This is a genomic window from Myroides phaeus (assembly GCF_009799805.1).
In the GTDB taxonomy this organism is placed as follows: domain Bacteria; phylum Bacteroidota; class Bacteroidia; order Flavobacteriales; family Flavobacteriaceae; genus Flavobacterium; species Flavobacterium phaeum_A.
This window is the reverse complement of sequence record NZ_CP047050.1, coordinates 435,048-458,298: the sequence shown is the minus strand read 5'-3', so window position 1 is coordinate 458,298 and position 23,251 is coordinate 435,048. Positions and strand designations below refer to the sequence as shown.

At 33.9% G+C, this 23,251-nt stretch carries 15 protein-coding genes; 13 read left to right on the top strand and 2 right to left on the bottom strand.

What is annotated here, in order from left to right; genetic code table 11:
• The first annotated feature begins 198 nt into the window (after positions 1-198).
• Together GQS07_RS02140 and GQS07_RS02135 are read left to right on the top strand one after the other, a co-directional pair.
• Positions 199-4,611: a DEAD/DEAH box helicase gene (locus tag GQS07_RS02140; RefSeq protein WP_158209419.1), complete on the top strand. Its 4,413-nt coding sequence runs from the start codon at positions 199-201 to the stop codon at positions 4,609-4,611.
• Between the two features lie 83 nt (positions 4,612-4,694).
• Positions 4,695-5,183, top strand: a complete 489-nt coding sequence (locus GQS07_RS02135) for a hypothetical protein (RefSeq protein ID WP_158209418.1) — start codon at positions 4,695-4,697, stop codon at positions 5,181-5,183.
• Between the two features lie 72 nt (positions 5,184-5,255).
• Here the strand turns inward: GQS07_RS02135 and gcvP are convergent, their stop codons facing one another.
• Positions 5,256-8,108 carry an aminomethyl-transferring glycine dehydrogenase gene (gcvP, locus tag GQS07_RS02130; RefSeq protein WP_158209417.1) on the bottom strand — a complete coding sequence of 951 codons (2,853 nt, stop codon included), beginning with the start codon at positions 8,106-8,108 and terminating at the stop codon, positions 5,256-5,258.
• Positions 8,109-8,241: 133 nt separating this feature from the next.
• Between gcvP and GQS07_RS02125 the strand changes: the two genes are divergently transcribed.
• The 9 genes from GQS07_RS02125 (at position 8,242) to GQS07_RS02085 (ending at position 14,101) form a co-directional block, all read left to right on the top strand.
• Positions 8,242-9,069 (top strand): hypothetical protein, encoded by an 828-nt coding sequence (locus GQS07_RS02125; protein WP_233269300.1) that lies wholly within the window; start codon positions 8,242-8,244, stop codon positions 9,067-9,069.
• A 57-nt stretch (positions 9,070-9,126) separates the two neighbouring features.
• The gene (locus tag GQS07_RS02120; RefSeq protein ID WP_158209415.1) at positions 9,127-10,518 is read left to right on the top strand and encodes a leucyl aminopeptidase family protein; all 1,392 of its coding nucleotides are present in this window, start codon (positions 9,127-9,129) and stop codon (positions 10,516-10,518) included.
• 575 nt (positions 10,519-11,093) lie between these two features.
• Positions 11,094-11,501: a hypothetical protein gene (locus GQS07_RS02115; protein WP_158209414.1), complete on the top strand. Its 408-nt coding sequence runs from the start codon at positions 11,094-11,096 to the stop codon at positions 11,499-11,501.
• Positions 11,491-11,691 (top strand): helix-turn-helix transcriptional regulator, encoded by a 201-nt coding sequence (locus GQS07_RS02110; RefSeq protein WP_158209413.1) that lies wholly within the window; start codon positions 11,491-11,493, stop codon positions 11,689-11,691. The genes GQS07_RS02115 and GQS07_RS02110 overlap by 11 nt, the downstream gene beginning before the upstream one ends.
• A 74-nt stretch (positions 11,692-11,765) precedes the next feature.
• The gene (locus GQS07_RS02105) at positions 11,766-12,299 is read left to right on the top strand and encodes a GNAT family N-acetyltransferase (protein WP_158209412.1); all 534 of its coding nucleotides are present in this window, start codon (positions 11,766-11,768) and stop codon (positions 12,297-12,299) included.
• 188 nt (positions 12,300-12,487) lie between these two features.
• Entirely contained in the window at positions 12,488-13,033 is a 546-nt protein-coding gene (locus GQS07_RS02100) for a HugZ family protein (RefSeq protein WP_158209411.1), read from the top strand.
• A gap of 110 nt (positions 13,034-13,143) precedes the next feature.
• Positions 13,144-13,458: a hypothetical protein gene (locus GQS07_RS02095; protein WP_090405313.1), complete on the top strand. Its 315-nt coding sequence runs from the start codon at positions 13,144-13,146 to the stop codon at positions 13,456-13,458.
• Positions 13,459-13,526: 68 nt separating this feature from the next.
• Complete coding sequence (locus tag GQS07_RS02090) at positions 13,527-13,820, top strand: hypothetical protein (RefSeq protein WP_233269299.1); 294 nt, start codon at positions 13,527-13,529, stop codon at positions 13,818-13,820.
• 47 nt (positions 13,821-13,867) lie between these two features.
• Entirely contained in the window at positions 13,868-14,101 is a 234-nt protein-coding gene (locus GQS07_RS02085) for a hypothetical protein (protein ID WP_158209410.1), read from the top strand.
• 77 nt (positions 14,102-14,178) lie between these two features.
• Here GQS07_RS02085 and GQS07_RS02080 read toward each other — a convergent pair whose 3' ends face one another.
• On the bottom strand, positions 14,179-15,078 hold the full coding sequence (locus tag GQS07_RS02080) for a DMT family transporter (protein ID WP_158209409.1): 900 nt from the start codon (positions 15,076-15,078) through the stop codon (positions 14,179-14,181).
• Positions 15,079-15,433: 355 nt separating this feature from the next.
• Here GQS07_RS02080 and GQS07_RS02075 point away from each other — a divergent pair, with 355 nt between their 5' ends.
• The gene (locus GQS07_RS02075; RefSeq protein WP_158209408.1) at positions 15,434-16,999 is read left to right on the top strand and encodes a M20/M25/M40 family metallo-hydrolase; all 1,566 of its coding nucleotides are present in this window, start codon (positions 15,434-15,436) and stop codon (positions 16,997-16,999) included.
• 125 nt (positions 17,000-17,124) lie between these two features.
• Positions 17,125-23,193 (top strand): alpha-2-macroglobulin family protein, encoded by a 6,069-nt coding sequence (locus GQS07_RS02070; RefSeq protein WP_158209407.1) that lies wholly within the window; start codon positions 17,125-17,127, stop codon positions 23,191-23,193.
• Positions 23,194-23,251 lie beyond the last annotated feature (58 nt).

Below are 23,251 nucleotides of genomic sequence, written 5' to 3'. Positions count from 1 at the left end.
AAAGAAAAATACTTTCTATATTTGATATAGAATGTGATTTGATTCATACAGAGGTGATTTATTTTTTGTAAAGGGAGAACTTTAAGAGTGTTCTCCCTTTTTTGTTGCTGTGATTTAATTGTATATTGAAGTACGAATTATTGTATAAATCATTTCTGTATTATCTTTGAAAAATATTACAAGAATTACTTCATAGGCATGTTAGATAATAAACAAACAACTTCTTTTTTCACTTCGTTATTACAAGTTTACGTAGGAAAAGACACTTCAATTATAACTAAGTATAAAGTGTTGAGAAGTCTGTTAAATAAGATTACGAAGAATATTACTGCGAAAGAAGTTCTTCAGTTCTCCAATCTATTTTCTCGTTTATCATTTATCTGTAATAAATACCAAGTTTCTAAAAATATTCATTCGTTTCGAATGATTAGCAATGAACTTCGCGAAGTTAGTACAGAAGAATTAGACTTGTTTTTTCCTACCTATTGGAAAGATATCAATGAGTTTGTATCTCAAGTTTACAATGTACCAGTTCCAGATTTAAATCGACTTGCTTATCCGGAAAAAGAGATAAGACGAGAGAGAAAGGAGTCTGAGTATAGTGGTTTTGTTGATAAGCTTAAAGTAGTTGTTGTTCATAAGCAACCTGATATTTTAATCTGTGAGGTTGAAAATACTACGACAGAACAACATATTCGCGTTCGCATAAATGAATTTGATGTTAATGATGTTTTTACAACGTGTAATCAATTGTGGGTTGGAGCTACTTTATATTTAATCAATGTTGGAATTGATAAACATCAAATTTACCATCCAAAAATTGTGGTACTTGAACCAGATTATTTAATCGACGTTTCTGCTATTGCCGAGTGTTTTCAAGATTTTGGTACTTCTCCATTGTTGTTTTTAAAAGCGAAGTTTGAACCAATATCCAATAATAAGTATTTACTGATTGGAAACTTTGCTAATGCTGTTATGGATGAATTAGTGAGTTCTGAGGATGCGCGTACTGTTGAATTTGACAGCATCTTTGTAAAGCATTTTGAGACTTATCCTTTTGAACATACTGCGTGTAGCGATATTTTTTCATCTGAAGAATTTAAACAATATGCCTTTGTCTGTCGTTCTCATTTTAATACAATTAAACGTGTTTACTTAAATGAATTTCAACAATACGGCATATCAAGTCAAGGGAACATTTCTTTAGAACCGAGTTTTTTGAGTAATGTTTACGGAGTACAAGGACGTTTAGACGTATTGCATACAATTCCTTCGAAAGATGATAAGACTACAATTGTAGAGTTAAAGTCGGGAAGTACTCCATTTCCTGATGATGGCTTTAGTGTTAAACCGAATCACTCTGTGCAGCTCTATCTATATCATCTGATGCTATCTGTTGTAAATAACATAAGCTTTCAGGATATAGGAAATGAGCAGTATTTAAGTGGGTTTATTTTTTATAGTAAAACAACAAATGGCAATCTTCGTACAGACCATATTACTCTGGCTCGTGTGCAAGAGATATGTAATGTTCGCAATCAAATTATCTTAAACGAGCAGATCTTAAAGTCAGACGTTTTAGAGGCTATACAAACTTTAATTAGCAAGGTTAATCCAGAAAGGCTTATTAGCAATCCAATAAACAGTAAGTTTAAAGATATACTTACTAAGCAGTTCAATGCATTTTTAAAGCCATTACACAATGCGAGTGAGTTAGAATTGACTTACTTCTATTCCTTTGTGAGCTTTATTGCAAGAGAACAATATATTAGTAAACTTGGCATTGGGAATTATGAAGGGAATAATGGTTTAGCCAGTTTATGGTTAGACGATTTAGACGATAAAATAGAGAAATATAGTATTTTATTTGACTTAGAAATAAAAGAAAATCGCATATCTACAGATGAGAAATTGATTGTTTTTAACCGAACAATTACAGATGATTTTGTGAATTTTAGAGAAGGGGATATATGTGTTTTATACCCCAGAGAGACAGAGGCAGATATTGCTGTTTCTCATCAGATATTCAAATGTTCTATTAGAAAGATTACGAAGGATACAGTAGTGGTTGTGTTTAGACATATGCAACGCAGTATTGCTTATTTCAAACAATTTAAGTATTGGGCACTGGAACGGGATTTTATGGATAGTTCCTTTACCAGTATGTATAAGGGAATGTATTCATTTATGAATGCTCCAGCTAAACATCGTCAGGTGATGCTAACGCAGTTACCTCCAGCATTGGGTGTGTCTTATGGTTTTAATAAACCAACATTGTCTGTTGAACAAAACCGCATTTTAAATAATGCATTGAGTACAGAGGATTACTTTGTTTTGAACGGACCTCCTGGTACTGGAAAAACGTCTCATATCATCAAAGAGTTGGTGAGGGAGTTATACGTGAATAGCAATCAAAATATTTTACTGCTTGCTTATACTAATAAGGCAGTCGATGAGTTGTGTGAAACTATTAATGAAGCACTAAATGATATTACCTCAACAAACAACTATAAGTTTATCCGAATAGGGAGTTCTCTGTCTTGTAATAGTAGTTTTCACAATTGTTTATTAGACAATATTATTATAGAGAAACGCCAACAACTTGCATTAGACGAGGAGAAGTTTACTCGTGGTAGTTTAGCAAAAATAATAAGTAGTAATAGAATATTTGTTTCTACTGTAGCTTCTATGTCAAGTAAAGATGACGTGTTTAATTTAAAGCGATTTGATACCTTGATAATTGATGAGGCTTCTCAGATATTAGAACCACAGATTATCGGAATGTTGCACAAGTGTAAGCGATTTATAATGATTGGCGATCATAAGCAGTTGCCAGCAATTGTTGTTCAAGATGAGGTAAGTTCAAAAACGAATAATGTCTTGTTACAAGATATGGGGCTGGGAGATAGGCGAAATTCATTGTTTGAAAGACTGTTTAATTATTGTAAGCACAATGGGTTTGATTATGCTTGTGATACGTTGACTTATCAAGGGCGAATGCACCAAGACATCGCTTTGTTTCCAAATATCAATTTCTATGATGGACAATTGAAAGAGGCTTATCACTTAACTAATTTATCAGAAGGAGCAAAGAATAGTTTAGCTCGTCAAGTGCGTGAATTATCCTTAAATGTCCCTGCGGATTGTAATAGACAATTAGATACCGCTCTTGCAAATAAACGCCTCTTGTTTTTTAATAGTGAAGAAGAACAGTCTGATCAATCTGGAAAGGTTAATGACGGAGAGGCAGATTTGGTTGTACATATTATTCAGCGATTAATTGAGATTTATGCATACAATAAACAATCATTTGATGTAAGCAGTAGAATTGGGATAATAGCTCCGTTTAAAAATCAAATAGCCTTAATTAAGAACAAACTGGAGGAAGCAGATATTCCAGGATTTGATTTAATAACGGTAGATACAGTAGAACGATTTCAAGGAGGGCAACGCGATATAATTATTTATTCGTTTGCAGTAAATAATTTATCTCAATTAGAAAGTGTTGTAAACTTGAATGAAGATAAAACAGTAGATCGTAAATTGAACGTAGCTTTAACCCGTGCAAAAGAACAAATCTTTTTAATTGGTAATGCGGGAATATTGAGTCAAAACGATGTCTATTATAAGTTGATTGAGTTCATCAGAGAAAAAGGAGGCTTTGTAGAAAATACTATTCAGGAGCTTCTTTTACAAGAAACAATTGATAGCGTACAAAGTACTATAAAAGATGAGGTGCAAAGTTGTCCTGTTTTTGATACGTTGTTTAAGATTGAAGTTGTCTTGCCTTTAAAAGAAAAGGGAATATACACTGATAATCGGATTTATAATAGACCAGCTTTTTATATACAAAACAATGTGTTAGCGTATGGTCGTACTGATTTTAATACGGGATATGATGAAGAGGGATTTTCTATAACTGAAGAGGCAAAAGTTGATTTGTTTTATTTATTACAAGGAGAGGAATCATATTACGGATACCAAACAATTTGTAATCGAGTAGAACTATTTTTAGCGAATGAAATTGATAATTCAAATGGAGGAATTTCAATAGTAGATTTTAGTTCATTGGCGGGAATTTATTCTATTTGTGTTCACCAACAGTTGCTTAAAGTTATTAACAACACTGTTGATAAGTATGTTGATAACTATGAACAAGCTGTTAGTATAAAGGTATTTAATGTTAATAAGTATAAAGCAGTTACTAACAAAGCAAAAGAACTTATCAATGCTTATGCAAGTGAATACTCAACAAGTGAGCTATCTCTTGAATGTATTGATTTTACTGGGATAGAAGAGTTTAGTTTAGTTTTAAGACAATCAGGAGTCGTTATTTTTAATGTCGATGAGAGTTGTTTTACAACTGATTATACGATGTTTGAATTGTTGATAAAAGTTATTAACAATGCTGTTAGTAGCTTAAAATATAGTAGTTGTATTATAGTGTATAAAAAGCAATACAATAGCAGTTTTCACTTAGAACAATTAAAGCGAATCATACAAGATGATTATCACGTAGTTACTAAAGAAAATAAGAACGTAACTTATTTGAATACTATCTTTGGAGAAGAGAAAACACAAGCATTAAACTATGAAGTTTTATGTTTTTAGTAGAAGCAATATTTTTACATCATAGGGGGAGTTTTGTTTACGATAAACAAATGAGATACTTTTGTGTTTAAATATACGTAGATATGAAGAAAATTATAATAGGCCTATTTGCAGGTTTGTTCTTATTAACTTCTTGTAAGAATAGAGAAGCTGATTTGAATTTAAGTGTTTCAAAGTGGAACTCTACTATTTCTAAAATGGAAGCTGTTTACAACATAGAAAGCAGAATAGAAAAACCATCAGATTTTGTTGTAATCAAAGGAAGAGCAACAGAAGCTAAAGAATATATTGCCAATTCAATTGAAGAGTACTTGGCAATGGACTTAGAAGAGGATGTAAAGCCCATGAGAGACGCTTTGATCTCTTATATGAGAGGAAGTGATGCAACATTAGATGTTTACTTAGAAATGAGCGCAAAAGCAGATAGTTTAACTAATAGCGATATGCAACACTATTATACGAAGTTAGAAGAGCTGTCTATGGAATTAAATCACGATGCGATTAAGTTGAAAGATTTACAACGAGAGTTTGCTAAAGAACATCACATTAGAAATTATATTATCGAAGAGTAAAAAATCTCTATTGAGCATAAAAAAAGCACCATCTAATGATGGTGCTTTTTCATATCTATAAATCCGTTAGGATTAGTTTTCCATATATACTTCAATAGGAGCACAAGAACAAACTAAGTTTCTATCTCCGTATGCATCGTCAATACGACGTACAGAAGGCCATAATTTGTTTTCAGCTACATAAGGTAGTGGATAAGCCGCTTTTTGTCTTGAGTATGGTAAATCCCAATTATCAGCAGTTAATAAAGCTAATGTATGAGGAGAGTTTTTCAACTCATTCACTGGGTTTTCAATAGTAGCATTCTCAATTTCTTTACGGATAGAGATCATTGCATCACAGAAACGGTCAAGCTCTTCTAAGCTTTCACTTTCTGTTGGTTCAATCATCAATGTACCAGCAACAGGGAAAGATACCGTTGGAGCGTGGAATCCGTAGTCGATTAAACGTTTAGCAATATCAGTAACTTCAATTCCTTTGTCTTTAAACTCACGTACATCAAGAATCATTTCGTGTGCAGCACGACCTTTTTCACCAGTGTATAGAATAGAATAATGCTCTTCTAAACGAGTTTTAAGGTAGTTAGCATTTAAGATTGCTTGTTGTGTAACTTTCTTCAATCCGTCTGTTCCTAACATCGCGATGTAACCATAAGAGATTAAACATACTAAAGCAGAACCATAAGGAGCAGCAGAAATAGAAGTGATAGCATTTTTACCACCTACTTTTACTATTGGGTTTGAAGGTAAGAACTCAACTAAGTGTTCTGCAACACAGATTGGTCCTACACCAGGTCCACCACCTCCGTGAGGAATAGCAAATGTTTTGTGTAAGTTTAAGTGACAAACGTCAGCACCAATATTTGCTGGGTTTGTAATAGCAACCTGTGCGTTCATATTAGCACCATCCATATACACTTGTCCTCCATTATCGTGGATGATTTGAGTAATCTCCATAATAGCAGATTCGTAAACTCCGTGTGTAGAAGGATAAGTAACCATTAAACAAGACAAGTTGTCTTTGTATTGTTCAGCTTTAGCTTTCAAGTCTGCAACATCGATATTTCCTTCAGGAGTAGTTTTAGTAACTACAACTTTCATTCCAGCCATAGCAGCAGAAGCAGGGTTAGTACCGTGAGCAGAAGCAGGGATTAAAGCGATATCTCTTTGGAAATCTCCTCTTGCGTGGTGGTAAGCACGGATAGTCATAAGACCAGCGTACTCTCCTTGCGCTCCTGAGTTTGGTTGTAATGTTGTACCAGCAAAACCAGTAATAACACTTAATTTATCTTCAAGGTCTTTCAACATTTCTAAGTACCCTTGTGCTTGATCAGCAGGAACGAATGGGTGAACATTATTCCATTGTGGGTTACTTAAAGGCAACATCTCAGCAGCCGCGTTTAATTTCATTGTACAAGAACCTAAAGAAATCATTGAGTGATTCAATGCTAAATCTTTACGCTCAAGTTTTTTGATATAACGCATTAACTCTGTTTCAGAGTGGTAGCTGTTAAAAGCAGCGTGTTGTAAGAACGTAGAAGTACGTTTTAATTTAGCTGGGTATTTAACAGTAGTTTCGTCTAATGCAACAACTTCAAAAGCATCTTTACCTACAGCCTTAGCAAAAATAGCTACGATTGTGTTGATGTCTTTTAATTCTACAGTTTCGTTTAAAGAAATAGAGATTGTGTTAGCATCGATATAATTGAAGTTAACTTGATTCTCAAGAGCAATTGCTTTTACTTTTTCAGCATCAGCTTTTACAGTGATTGTATCAAAGAAAGCAGCATTTGTTTGTTCAACTCCTAATTTCTCTAAGCTTGCAGCTAAAGTAACCGCTTTTGCGTGTACACCGTTAGCGATTGCTTGCAATCCTTTTGGTCCGTGGTACACAGCGTAGAAACTTGCCATTACAGCTAACAATACTTGAGCAGTACAAATGTTAGAAGTAGCTTTCTCACGTTTGATGTGTTGCTCACGAGTTTGAAGAGCCATACGTAAAGCTGTATTACCATCAGCGTCTTTAGAAACACCGATAATACGTCCAGGCATACTACGTTTGTATTCTTCTTTAGTAGCGAAATAAGCAGCGTGAGGACCTCCATATCCTAATGGAATACCGAAACGTTGTGTAGTACCAACTACAACGTCAGCTCCCATTTCTCCTGGAGGAGTTAAAGAAACTAAAGATAAGATATCAGCAGCTACAGCTACTTTGATGTCTTTAGATTTTGCAGTGTGAATAAAATCAGCGTAGTCATTTACGATACCGTGTTTTCCAGGGTATTGTAACATTGCTCCAAAGAATTCTTCAGAGAAGTCAAACTCTTGGTGATTACCAACAACTAATTCAACTCCAAAAGGTGTTGCTCTTGTTTGTAATACAGATAAAGTTTGAGGTAAAATCTCTTCAGAAACGAAGAACTTAACAACGTTGTTTTTCTTTTGATCTCTTGTTCTAACGTCAAATAACAAGATCATAGCTTCAGCAGCAGAAGTTGCCTCGTCTAAAAGAGAAGCGTTAGCAATCTCCATTCCTGTTAATTCGATTACAGTTGTCTGGAAGTTTAACAAAGCCTCTAAACGACCTTGTGCCACCTCAGCTTGATACGGCGTGTAAGCAGTATACCATCCTGGGTTTTCAAATACATTACGAATAATAGCTGCAGGTACTACAGCCTCGTTGTATCCTAAACCGATAAAAGAGCGGAATATTTTATTTTTGTTACCCAATGCTTGAATATGTGATAAGTATTCATATTCGTTCATTGCTGGAGCAAGATTTAAATCTTCTTTTAAACGAATAGCGTTTGGAAACGTTTCGTCAATCAGTTGCTCGATGTTTTCAACCTTTACAGTCTTAAACATTTGTGCTAAGTCCTCAGGACGAGGACCAATGTGTCTTAAAGCAAATGCGTTTGTTTTCATTTGGACAATTAAATATTAGTTGTGTTTAAGCACACAAAAATAACCATTAATCTGACATTTTGTCGAATATTACTTTTAATTTTGAAAACTTATAATACTATTTGATAATTATTTCAGAATACTTATGGATTTGATGAAGAACAAGGGAATTGATTTTTATTTAAATGGAAGTATTCACGTATCGGTTGCAGTTTTCGCTCTGGTACAAATGACCTTTTACTTTTGTCGATTGCCATTTGATGGTGTTGTTTCTGCTATGGCGTTCACAGGAACACTTTTTTCATACAACTTTATTAAATATGCCGATTTTGTATATCGTCATAGATATAGCTTATCCCGTAAATTCAAGACGATAGTTGCTGTTAGTTTATTAGCATTAGTTGTAGGTACAATCTGTTTTTTCTTGCTTAATTTAAAGGCACAATTAGTAACGGTTAGTCTCCTATTACTATCTGTTTTTTACGCTATTCCTATCAATGATAAAATACCGAACCTCCGCAATTGGGCAGGGTTAAAAGTTTATATAGTTTGCCTTTGTTGGGCAACAGTTACTTTGATTGTTCCGATTGTTAATGCAGGATTGGAATTGAGTTGGGACATTGGAATTAAGTTTGCACAACGTTTTATCTTGGTGCTGATATTAATAGGGATTTTCGAGATAGTGGACTTGCAATTTGACGATAGTAAACTAAAAACATTACCTCAAACTTTAGGGGTTGTCAATACCAAATGGATGTTGACATTATTGTTAATTCCCTTTTATGTAATCGAATTTTTTAAAGTAGGTTATCAACCTATCCAAGCTTGCAATAATCTTGTTATTGTGTTGCTAACTCTTTTCTTTATTTGGTATGCTTCAAGAGAGAGAACGAAGATATACACCCTTTTTTGGGTTGAAAGTGTACCTATTGTATGGTGGCTTTTGGTGGTGTTGGAAAGCTTTTCTGAAACTCAAGTATAGTGTTTTTTTAGTTGAGTCTAAAAAAATGTATATTTGCAATAATATAAATACACAAAGATGATACAACTTGTAAATGACGTTAAGACAAACGGAAATGTAGTTTTCGTTTTAAGCAAAGACAATAAAGGAGCTGTAGTTGTTCCTGAGTTTTTAAATGACTTCGTAAAAAGCTTTGAAGAAAGCAAAAAAGAAGAGGACTTCGCTAAAGTAGGAAGTCAATATTTCTTCTTCGTAAAAGAGAATACAGATTTAGAAAAAATGCGTTTAGCAGGATTTAATATCCGCAAACAATTAGATAAGAAAGCAGATAACTTAAGCATCGTTGGAAACGGTGAAGCTACTTTAGCATTAGCTGAAGGGTTTATGTTGTCTAACTACCAATTCTTGAAATACTTCAAGGAAGCAGAGGAAATGAAATACGCTTTAACTAATGTTGAGGTAAAAGGAGATTTCACTGCAAAGCAAATCGCTGACTTAAACAATACAATCAAAGCTGTTTATTGGGCACGTACAATGGTAAATGAGCCGGTAAACTTTTTAACTGCAACACAATTATCGAAAGAGATTGAATTGTTAGGAAAAGAAGCTAATTTCTCTGTAAAAGTTTTAGAGCGCAAAGAAATTGAAGAGTTGAAAATGGGTGGTTTATTAGCTGTAAACAGAGGTTCTGTTGAGCAACCAACATTTACAGTAATGGAGTACAAACCTGCTAACCCAATCAACAAAAAACCAATTGTATTAGTTGGTAAAGGTGTTGTATATGATACAGGAGGTTTAAGTTTAAAACCAACAGCGGGATCTATGGACTCAATGAAGAGTGATATGGGGGGGGCTGCTTGTATGGCAGGTACTATTTATGCTGCGGCATTAAACGAAGTAAACGTTCACGTAATTGGATTAATTCCTGCTACTGATAACCGTCCTGGTGGAGATGCTTATGCACCTGGTGACGTTATTACTATGTATGATGGAACGACAATTGAAGTATTGAACACAGATGCAGAAGGACGTATGATTTTAGCTGATGCTATTGCTTATGCTAACCAATATGAACCTGCAGTTATTATTGACGCAGCTACATTAACAGGAGCAGCATTAGTAGTAGCAGGAGATATGGCTTCTTGTATTATGGGTAACGAAGAAAATGTTATTCAAGACATCGTTAAGTCTGGTTACAATGTTCACGAACGTTTAGCACAATTGCCATTCTGGGATGACTACAAAGATTTATTAAAATCAAACGTAGCTGATATGAAGAATATTGGAGGACGTTTTGCTGGTACTATCACAGCTGGTAAATTCTTAGAGCACTTCGCTAAACATCCATATGTACACATTGATATCGCTGGTCCAGCTTGGATGGATTCTCCAAGAGATTACAAAGGAAACGGTGGTACTGGTAGTGGAGTACGTACATTAGTTGACTTCTTGACAAATTACAAAGGATAATTTTGTAGTTAAACGTTATATAATTTGGATAAGGGCTGTATTCTAAAATGAGAGTACAGCCCTTATTTTTTTGGTTAAATAGTTTATTGTCTTAACCTTAGTTTAAATTGAGGGTAATAGGAACTATTTTAGTCTTTTTTTGAAACTAATATGATGTAGTTGTTTACTTTTTTAGTTGTTTTCGATCTATTATAAAGGGAAATGGGATATTTTTAGTTAGGAATTTAAAACTTTATTTTTGTGATATACTGCTTTTTAACCACTTGTAGAGGTAGATTCGGAATGTTAGTATAACCAATATATAGATGGAATATAAGTAGCTTGTTCAACAATTATCCGACAATTGTCCGACAATTGTTCGTGTATAATCCCTGTATAGCCCGAAAATACTGGGATAGAATTATTTTTGTCGGAGAATAGTCGGACAATTGTGGGAGGATTATCAAGTAATCGTAGGGTTAGAGATAGTAAGTATGTTTTGTGTGTGACATCATTAATGTATTGTTTTTGATGTAAAGTTTGTTTGTCTAATTGTAAAGTTTATTTTACATTTGTGACTATAAAATTTAAAACTTATGAGAAACTTACCTTTATTTCCAAACTACTTTAAATGGGTAGTAATTGCTATAATATTATTAGACATTATTATAGCTTTTGTGTTTAGAGATTTTCTAAAACAATATGGAGATTACAGCAAAGAAATTATGCTTACAATTGTCAGTTTAGCTTTGTTGATATTGTTTTGGACAAAAAGAAAAGAGGATGACGAAATGTTTGTGCAGTTGAGATTAAACACGATGACAGGTGCTATTGTTTTTTTGATAATATATGTGTTAATAAATAATATTTTTAGCCTTGTTGCAGACGAAGAAGAGATTGGGCGGATATCAGCAGGAATGGGAGTATTTACAATGATGGTTTTTATAACTTTAATGTTTGAACTGCAATTGCGAAAATTGAAAAAAAGTAACAATGAAGAATAACGTAAAAATAGAACGTACTCGTTGCGGATTAACCCAGCAGGAATTAGCTGATTTGTTAACTGTTTCTCGACAGACAGTTAATTCTATAGAAGCGAATCGGTATGTTCCTTCTACTGTATTAGCCTTAAAACTGAGTAAGTTTCTCAAGACTACAGTTGAGGAATTGTTTAGTTTGGAGGAGAGTGATTGATTAAAAAAGTATTTCATACTTGATAAACAAATCGTATTCTTGTTATTCAGAGTTAATATAACAATTACATAGTTATGCAAATTAATATAGCAGCAGATAGTACTATTATTAGTGCAACAAACGGTTTTCATTTAGTTAATAGAAATAATGTTCAATTAATTCGCCCGTTAGCAGATAAGATTTGGCCAAAGACTTATGGTACAATTATTACAGAAGAGCAGATAGCTTATATGTTGCCAATGATGTATAGCAACGAGAGAATATTTGGAGAAATAGAACAAGGCTATGTATGGGAATTGTATGTTGAGAACAACCAACTATTAGGATATTTGGACTACAAACTGATGGAAGACAATCGCGTATTTCTTTCTAAGATATATGTAGATACAGACCAACAACAAAAGGGAGTAGGTAAGGTGATGTTGGCGCGTGTTATTGACTATGCCAAAGCACAAAAGGCTACTGCTGTATACTTAACAGTGAATAAGCAAAATACCAAAGCAATTAGCTTCTATGAGCGAAATGGGTTGAAATGTATCAAGTCAGAAACATTTGATATTGGCAATGGGTATGTAATGGATGATTATATTTATCAGTACGATATTTAAAAGGTATTGAAGATGTTTTTACATATAACAAAAGCGAGGGATTATTTCTTCGCTTTTGTTGTTTTAAAAAGCTTTTGTGCTAATTAACACTTAGTTAAATTTTAAAAAATAGGATAAATACAGATATAGTTATTTTTATTTAGTTTAAATAATTTATTATATTCGCATTATAATTAAATAGCATAATCATGAGTACAAATACAACAAACCCAAATTTCGACCAAAGTAAAGTGAAACCAAAAGCTCCAAAAGTTGAAGAGTTAATCAATGAATGCAAGTCAATTATGATGGCTACAATCAATGAAGATGGAACTCCTTTGGTAAGTACTGCACCTTATTCAAGAGTTGGAAACGACTTTCAAATCTTAGTTTCTTTTATGGCTAAACACACAAAGAACTTGAGAGATAGAAAGCAAGTATCTTTTATGTTTGTAGAAGATGAGAGTGCTTCTAAACAATTATATGCAAGACATCGTCTAACTTTAGATACAGTTGCAGAATTAGTGGGAAAAGAGAATCCATTATATGAAAAGGCAATGGTAGACTTAAAAGAAAGACACGGTAAAGTTGTTGAGGTATTAGGTGACTTAGAAGACTTTATTATGTTCAACTTCAAACCAGTAAAAGGATCTTATGTAAACGGATTTGGTAGTGCGTATTTCGTTGATGAGAATTTAGAAGTAATGGAGCACAGAAGAGGAATGCACGGAGCACATAATGCTCATACAAAATAGTAGATGTAATTAGCTTTATATATTTTATCGAAAAAGTCTTTGTATAGTTATGTACAAAGACTTTTTTATTTTAATGTAAAAATGTAGTTTTGAACAGATTTAAATAAAAGATGTCAAAAGGTCAAGTTCATATTCGATGTTATAACTGTGGAGAGTTCAATGCTAATGCTGAAGAATGTGAACATTGTGGTGCTATACTTGATTTAGTAAAGCGTCGTGAGCAAGAAAGACAAGACTACATTAAAGAGAAAGAACGCATCGAAATATTAAAGGGACCAAGTAAAGTGGATCGCTTTTTTAGTGCAATGACTAATCATCGTTGGTTATTGGTAAGATTAGTGTTTAAACTCATCTATGGTGTTTGGATAGTATTTATGGCAATAGTGATGTTTATTGCTTGGTTTATTGGAGTGGTAGTAGCGTGAGAATATTAAAACATAGGTTGTTTATCGGTATGTTGCTTCTTGGAGTTATAATATATGTACTGCAACGATTGGGGATAGTACTACCTTCTTTTGTCAATAATTATGTCAACGATTTATTAGCAGTACCTCTTACTGCGTGGCTTACTTTAGCAGTTTTAAAACAATGGAAAGGCTATACCTTTCTATTATCTCCTTTGATGATTATGACTATTGTCTTTTATTTTTCAGTGTATTTTGAATGGTATTTACCTCAGCATAATCCCAGATATACTGGCGATTTCATTGATGTTCTCTGTTATATCGCAGGTGGTATTGCTTTTTATTTTATCCAAAAGAAGTACATTCCATCTTCAAAGAAGTAATTCAGAATAGTTTTTTTTCGTATTTTTAATTCAAAGAAGATTAACTTATGAAAAAGACTTTTTACCAAATAGCGCTAATTTTATTATTAGTACTCCTTGTTTTATATAGCTTTTATCAATTTTATTTTGAGGGGAAAGGAGTATCTATTTTTGATTATAATACTTACTTAAAGGCAGTAGATTTTTATGTTTATTTAGGTATTTCACTATTGTTTGAAGGTGCTTTAATATGGCTGGTACTTACTTTAAGTAAAGGGAAAGGACAACTCGAAATGAAGTAAATATTTAATTATCCTATAAAAAAACTCCGCTTCGGTTTAGTACTGAAGCGGAGTTTTTGTTGTTATATAAAGTTGCCTTAAGTAGGCTTTTTATTAAATAGAATAACAAGTGTTACAGATAGTAAAACAAACATTAGTCCAATACCTGAGATAAAATCAAAGTGTTCAGCAAAGAACAATGTACCTACTAAAACAGCTACTACAGGTTCCATTGAACCTAAAATAGAAGTAATTGTTGATCCCGCGTGTTTTACTGCTAATACTAAGCATAAATCAGATATAAACGTTGCAAAGAAACCTAATAAAATTAAGTTCATCCAATCGTTTTTTAAAGTGATTGGTTCTATACCTGTTGTTACCAAACAATAGAATAAGAAGATTAAACAGCCCATTAACAATACATAGAACGTTAAAGAGTCAAAGTTCATATCTGCAATTCTCGACTTGTTTAAACCGACGATATATAGTCCGTATGTAAAGATTGTTATCGCAGCTAAGATAAGTCCTTTAAACAAAGCCGGAGATGGTTCTCCGTGCCAACACATCATTCCAACTCCTATTAGAGAAAGTAAAGAAGCGATTAATAGGACTATTGATTTCTTTTCTTTGTAGAAAAGAATCATCACAATACTTACAAAGATGGGATATAAAAAGTGAACTGTTGTTGCTAAACCACTTGCGATGTATTCATAAGAGTCAACAATAAACTTGGCTGTTGCGGCATACAATAACGCCAAGAAAAAGACGACTGCTAAATCTTTAATAGATATTTTTAAACTTGTTTTCTTATACACACATACGGCTCCCATTGTAGCAGAAGAAAATAGAAATCTGTAAAATAGGATGGTCGGTATGCCGATAGCTGCCACCCCTTCTGGTCGCAATTCAGGTACAATTAACGGTAAGGAGAACAAAGGCACCAAACCAAATGTACCAGAAGAAATTAATGCGAAAAAAATTCCTTTCAGGTTTTTCATTGTTTTAAAAGTTACTTATTAAAAATTTGAGGCAAAGATACGGCATCTAATAGCGGTAGAAACGATGATGTAAATATTTGAGAATCTCTTAAATAATATAGATTATAGGTATTCACGTTACTAATGAATAAGAGTTTTGAAAAATAAAAAAGCAAAGAGTTTCTGAATTATATTCAGATTGAATAATGTACTTTTTATAATTCTATGTTTGTCATTAAATTGATAAAAGAAGACTGTAAGAATTGTTGAGGTGATAATTTTCACTGTGTTTAATTGATAATACAGAAATAAAAAGGGTTGTACACCTTAGCTTAAATATGTATTTTGGCCATTCAAACTAATAGATCAATCAACTATGAGAATTAATTTAAACTTGAATACTGTGGTAAAACATAGTGTTCTTGGTATTGCACTTATGACAAGTGTTATGGCATCTGCACAGAAAGCTGATCCGATAGTAGATGCTATCGTGAAAGAGGGAACAGAAAATTCACAATTAAAGAACTATGCTTTTGAATTGATGGATGTAATTGGGCCTCGTTTAGTAGGAACACCGCAAATGATGGATGCGCATAATTGGGTTGTTAACCAATACCAAGCAATGGGACTTGAGGCTCGTAATGAAGTGTATGGAACTTGGAAAGCTTGGGAGAGAGGTACTACTCAGATTACAATGACATCACCACGTATAAAGTCATTAGAGGGAACACAATTAGCTTGGAGTCCGGCTACAAAGAAGAATGGTGTAGAAGGAGAGGTAGTTGTTTTAGTAGATGCTAAGAATAAAGCAGAGTTTGACGCTTGGTTACCAAAAGTGAAAGGTAAGTTTGTAATGATTTCTCAACATCAGTTTTCTGGAAGACCAGATTACCAATGGAAAGAGTATGCAACAGCTGAGTCTTATGATAAGATGAAGGAACAACGTAGAACGGATGCTGAAGAATGGAACCAGCGAATTGCTAATACAGGATATTCAGCTAAGGAATTACCTAAAGTTTTAGAAGAAGCTGGAGCTGCTGGTATTGTTATGTCATATTGGACAGGTATAATGGGGGCAAATAGAATTTTTGGAGCAGAAACAATGAAAGTGCCTACGATTGACTTGTCAGTGGAAGATTACGGATTATTGTTCCGTTTAGCAGAGAATGGCAAAGCACCAAAGATTAATGTAAATGCACAATCTAAAGATTTGGGTACTGCAAAAACATATAATACTATTGCTGAGTTAAAAGGTGGTGAGAAAGCTGATGAGTACGTTATTTTATCGGCACATTTAGATAGTTGGGATGGAGGAACAGGAGCTACTGATAACGGAACGGGTATTATCACAATGATGGAGGCTACACGTATTTTGAAGAAAATATTGCCTAATCCTAAGCGTACTATTTTAATCGGTAATTGGGGAAGTGAAGAACAAGGGTTAAATGGTTCGCGTGCTTTTGTTGCTGATCATCCAGAGTTGCACAATAAAATACAGGTTGTATTTAATCAAGATAACGGAACAGGTCGTGTTGCTAATATTTCAGGACAAGGGTTTCTAAACTCATACCAGTATTTGACAGATTGGTTACACGCAGTACCAGCTAAGTATAAGAGTGAAATTAAAACACACTTTCCAGGTTCTCCTTCAGGAGGAGGTTCTGATCACGTATCTTTCGTAAGTAAAGATATTCCTGGATTTATGTTGAGTTCTCTTAGTTGGGGGTATGGAGGATATACTTGGCATACAACAAGAGATACGGCTGATAAAATAGTTTATGACGATGTACAGAGCAATGCTATTCTTATTGCAATTTTAGCTTATAAAGCAAGTGAGGAAGAAGAATTGGTAAATAGAGATAAGATTGTCTTGCCAATGAATGATAAAGGGCAACGTCAAGAATGGCCTGAAGCAAAAGGTCCTAAGCGTACTGTAAATTAAAAAAAAGATATTAAAATTCAAGAGGTGCTATACTATAGCGCCTCTTTTTTTGTTTATAGAATATAGTATTGTAGAGATAAAGACTTATTTTTATCTAAAAGTAATTTGAACGGATTATGAAAAAAATGAATATATTTTTAATGATACTCGCTCCAATAGTAGGGTTTGGACAATCACCAAATCCTAAAATTAAGGCATTGTGGGAGAGTATTGCTAAAAAAGAACAAGGCTATGAAGTAAAAAGCCTTGCGCCAGAGGTTAAGGAAGTACTTGACTTATCGCGTAAAGAAAAAGACTATCCAAGTGTATTGAAAGCTCTTTTTTATCAAGCTAAGATTGATATAGCAACTAAAGATGATAGTGAGTTTAATGTAAACGAAGTTTTTCAGGTATTTGAAAAAGAACGTATAACTGCTACTGGGGTTTATGCTGCGATGCTTGATGCTTATCAAGGGCAGTTATATACGATTTACAAAAGTGAAAACTCATATAAGTTTAGAAATAGAACAGAGCAAGAAACAGATAGTGCTACTGATGTACGTTTTATGACGTTAAGTCAATTAGAACAACGCGTTGATAAGTTCTATTCAAGTGCTTTGACGCTTTTGAAGAAGAATCCAACTGTATTAGTAAAGGATTGGAAGGATATGTTTGTTTATGACAAAGACAGCAAAGTAGACTTTTCTAATTATACCTTGTATGAGGCAGTGCGTTTAGATTACGCTTCTGTTTTGTTGAATGGACTTTATAGCTTCGTTCCTCAAGCAGAGCAAGACTTGAATAGAGACAAGGCTTATAAGTTAATCGATGAGGTTAAAAATGAAGTGGCTAATCGCAAGAATGTAGATTTAGTAGTTTACACTGCCTTGTTTGAATTAGACTTTAGATATGATTGGACAGCAACTACTAAAAACGATAAGTACAAACAATTGCTAAAAGATTATCCATTGAATCTGGATCTATCAAAAGCATACTTACAATTTTTGTACAGACAGTTTGAACAGACGAATGAAAATTCGGAGTTAAAAGTAGAAGGAACAGAGGTTATTGCTTATGCTCAAAAGGCATTAAGATTGTTTTCTTTGTCAGCAGATAAGGGGCAATTAAAAATGTTTACAGATTATCAAAAGCTTGTAACTAATCCTGACTTGAGTATATCTACAATTCAAATGCTCGATGTTAATGAGATTGCTCCATTAAACATCAGTTACAAGAACACTGATAAAGTATTTGTACAAGTAGTTAAGATAACTGAACCTGTTGCAGATTATGAGTTTAAATATGATGTACACGAAAAAGAGGGGTATCAGTATATTTCTACGAAAGACAAAGTAGTAGATAGTTATACTATTGATGTTAAGAAGTATGATGATAACAAAGTTCATAGTACGCGTATTGCATTAAAACCATTAAAAATGGGGCGTTATGCTATTATGACAAGTACAGCTCCTTTTGATAGATTAGAGAAAGAAAAAGATGTAGTAAGTTATACAGAGCTTAGTGTTTCTTCTAATGTGATTATTTTAGGAGAAAACAAACTTCGTGCGTATAACCGTGCTACAGGAGAACCCTTAGTGAATAAGCGTATTCGTGTATCTAATAGTATTTCTAATAAGAGAGATAAGAATTATTGGGAAACAGTAATTACTACGGATTCAAAAGGAGAACATACACTTACTCTTGATATGCAATCTTCTCAACGTATTTATTCGATTGATGGGGAAGACGTGTTTTATAGAAATTATTATTATAACCCAAGAAAAGATAAATACAGCGATGATGTAGAGAGTATTTCAAGTAAATTATTTACTGACCGTGGTATATATAGACCTGGACAAACAGTTTATTTTAAAGCCATATTGACAGAAATAAAAGGGCTTACTGAGAAAGTGTCTACAAATGTGAAATATACTGTTGAATTGGTTAATACAAACAATGAAGTAATCAATAGTATTGACGCTATTTCAAATGAGTTCGGATCATTACAAGGGTCATTTGCTTTGCCTGCTTCTGGTAAGTTAGGAAACTTCTATATCAGAGTAAAAGGAATAGGTGGCTCTAAGATGTTCAAAGTAGAAGAATACAAACGTCCAAAGTTTGAGGTAACAATGGATAAGGTAACAGAAAGTTTTCAGTTAAATGAAAAAGTATCTGTTAAGGGAAGTGCTGTTGCTTTTTCTGGTGCTAATATCGATAAGGCTAAAGTTACGTATAAAGTAACACGTGCTACTTTATGGCCTTACTTACCTTGGTATAGACGTATGTTTATGCGTTATGAAAAACCAGAGCAGATTACACAAGGAGAAACAATCACAGATAAGGATGGTAAGTTTGTTATAGACTTTACTGCTATTCCTGCTAATGAGAAAAAGGATAAAGATAATCCTCGTACATATCGCTATGTGGTAAATGTTGAGGTAACGGATGTCAATGGAGAAACACATACAGAGTCGTCTTCTGTTACAGTAGGAGATAGAGGTGTATTGCTTGACTTAAAAGTAGGGGCTAATGTAACAGCAACCGACTTAGAAACAATCAAATTAAATACAACAAATCTGAATGGTGTTGATTATCCTGCTAAAGGAGAGGTTGCAATCTATGAGTTGAAAGCACCATATCCAAAGCGTATGCTAAATACAGGTTTGAGATCTGGAAATAAAGAGGAGGCATATACATACGATGAGTTTGTTAAGTTGTTCCCTTATTTACCTTATGCACAAGAGTTAGATCAAGCTACTTGGAAAGAAGGAGCTCAAGTTTTTAAAGCGAGTTTTGATACTGCACAAGCAAAAGAGCTTAATTGGAAAGATGCTTCTAAGTTAGCAAGTGGTACTTACATTGTAAAAGGGTTTGTAGTTGACAAGGATGGAGAAAAGATAACAGTAGATAAACAAGTCAATGTTGTAAATACAAATGAGAAAAATCGTCAAGTGTATGACTTGCTTGATATACAAGGAGGAGATGGCGCTTACAAAGTAGGTGATAAGGTAACGTACTCTTTACAGTCGGGAGAAGAGAATACAATTGTTGTTGTTTCTGTGATTTCTAAAGAAAGTGTTGTAACTCAAAAAACATTGAAAGTAGGTAAGAAGGCTGTGAAGTTTGAAGTACCTGTTAAAGATGAAAATACTATTTCAGTGTATTTCTCAGCAGTGAAACACAACTTCTACCAAAATGATAGAAGATTGATTAGTGTTAACAACGAAATAGGTAAACTAAATATCGAGGTTGGCTCATTCAGAGATAAGTTGACACCAGGTCAGAAAGAAACGTGGACATTGACTATTTCAGGATTGGACAAAGACAAAGTGTTGTCGGAAGTATTAGCAGGAATGTATGATGCTTCTTTAGATGAGTTTGCTTCTAATTCATTTTCTTCTTCTTTTTACAAGAGAAAGAAATACTATACTAATAACGATAGATTCAACTTCAATAATGCGTTCAATAATATTACATATACAAGTAACGCTGTAGGAAATTACTTTAGTTATGAGTCTGTGTATTTTGGTATGCCAATTACGTTAGAGACTTTCAATATTGGATTTGCAGATACACAACGTATGATGTACAGAACGATGGCTATGAGTGCTGATGCAAATTATGTAATGGAGGAAAGTGCTGTAATGGCTGCACCAAGTGCACAAAAAGTACGTGGAAAAAGTGAAATATCGTTTGGAAGTGGAGATGCCAATAATTCGCCTCTTCAAATTATAGATGGAGTAGTTGCCGAAGAAGGTGTGGAAGTAGATAGAAAAAATATAGTTGAAATGAAAGTATTGTCTCCAGAAGAGGCTACGGCTTTATATGGAGTTAGAGGTGCTAAAGGTGCAGTATTGATTACAACGAAAGAAGGTGCTTTGGTAGAATTAGGGAATGTGGAAACAAGAACTAATCTGAATGAGACAGCATTTTTCTATCCACAGTTAAAAACGGATAAGGATGGCAATATCAAGTTAGAGTTTACAATGCCAGAAGCGTTAACGCAATGGAAGTTTATGGCTTTGGCTCATAGTAAAGATTTGCGTACAGGTTATATAGAGAAAAAAGTACGCACACAAAAAGACTTGATGGTTGTTCCTAATATGCCAAGATTCTTACGTCAAGGAGATGAGGTTGTAATTTCTAATAAGACAACAAATCTTTCTGATAAAGAAGTGAATGGAACAGTTGCTTTATTGCTTTTTGACGCATTTACAATGGAACCAATTGATGCTTCGTTTGCTAATGATGACAAGGTAAAAGCAATCGCTGTAGGTAAAGGAGAATCAACAGTAAGTACGTGGACTATAAAAGTGCCTAATGGTATTCAAGCTGTGGTTTATCGCGTGGTTGCAAAAGCAGGTGACTTTAGCGATGGAGAGGAGTCGGCATTGCCTATTCTTTCAAATCGTATGATGGTAACAGAAACAATGCCTATCTATGTGAAAGAAGGACAAAACAAGTTCTTCACGTTAGATAAGTTGAAAGAAGGTAATTCATCAACACAAGACAATTTCTTATTGACATTTGAAATGACTACAAACCCATTGTGGAATGCTGTATTTGCGCTTCCATCGTTGAGAGATTATCATTCGTCAAATGCCAATGGAATGTTCAATAAGTTTTACGGGAATGTAGTTTCTACTTCTATTATGAATAGCAATCCTCGTATTAAAAGTGTATTTGACAATTGGAATTCTAAAGGAGAGTTGGTATCTCGTTTAGAGAAAAATAAAGAGTTGAGAAATATCTTGATTGAAGAAACTCCTTGGTTAATGCAAGCAGAAAGTGAAGAAGAACAAATGAAGCGCATTGCTTTATTGTTTGACTTGAATAAAATGCAACAAGAGCGCACAGAGTCTTTTGACAAATTGCTTGAAATGCAAAATGCAGATGGAGGTTTCCCTTGGTTTAGTGGTAGTAACTCTAATTTATACATTACACAATCTATCGTAGAAGGTTTTGGGAACTTGAAAAAGATGGGAATGTTAAATGAAGATATGGGAGTTGCTTACAAGGGAATGTTAGATAGAGCAATTCGATTTGTAGACCAAGAGCAGTTTGTAGTGTATAATGAATTACTGAAAAAGGCAGAGATGGGCTACAACCCAATTAATCTTCATTATTTGTATGTGAGAAGTTTCTTTAAAGATGACTTTAAAATGAAAGAGGAACACGGTGTAATGCTTAATTTCTATTTAAAGAATTTAGAGGATAGTAAACTTAATGTAGGTTTATACAGCAAAGCAATGCGTGCGGTAGTAGCTAAACGATATGGTAAAAACCAGTTGGCAAGTACAGCAATTAAGAGCATAATGGAGTTGTCAGTAGATTCGGATGAAATGGGAATGTATTGGAAAGAGAATAAACCTGGATGGTTCTGGTATGACTCGCCTGTAGAAACACAAGTGATGATTATGGAGGCTTACAGTGAGGTTGTATCTAAAGAAGACAAAGCGTTAGAAGAAATGAAAGTGTGGTTGTTGAAAAACAAACAAACAACAGCTTGGAACTCTACAAAGGCTACTACTCGAGCTATTTATGCTTTATTGAATATTGGCAAGTCTTGGGCAGATTCTGATAAGGGAATTGCAGTAAAAGTTGGTGGTACGCCAATTGACTTAACAAAAGATAGTCAAATGGGAAGTGGTTACGTAAAACAGTCTTGGTCTAAAGGAGAAATTACTCCTCAAATGGCAACTGTTGAGGTAGAAAAAACTTCTCCTGGTGTAGCTTGGGGAGCAATGTACTGGCAGTATTTTGAGGATTTAGATAAAATCACAGCAGCACATACAGGAGTTAAGTTCAATAAACAATTGTTCTTGCGTGTGAATACAGACAAAGGAGAAGTCTTGAGACAGATTACAACAGATACTCCAATTAAGGTTGGTGATAAAGTAGCAGTACGTTTAGAAATTGTTGTAGATAGAAATATGGACTTTGTTCACATTAAGGATATGAGAGCAAGTGGTTTTGAACCAACAAATGTTTTCTCTGGTTACAGATGGAGAGGAGAGTTTGGTTATTACGAGGAAACACGTGATGCATCAACAAATTTCTTTATCTCTCGATTAAACAAAGGAAGCTATGTTTTTGAATATGATTTAAGAGCAAATACAGCAGGTTTCTTCTCTAATGGTATTACTACATTACAAAATATGTACGCTCCTGAAATGAGTGCACACAGTGAAGGAATAAAAGTAGAGATTAAGTAATAGGTATAAGTGAATACCAAATAAAGAAAGGCGAACCAATGTGTTCGCCTTTTCTTGT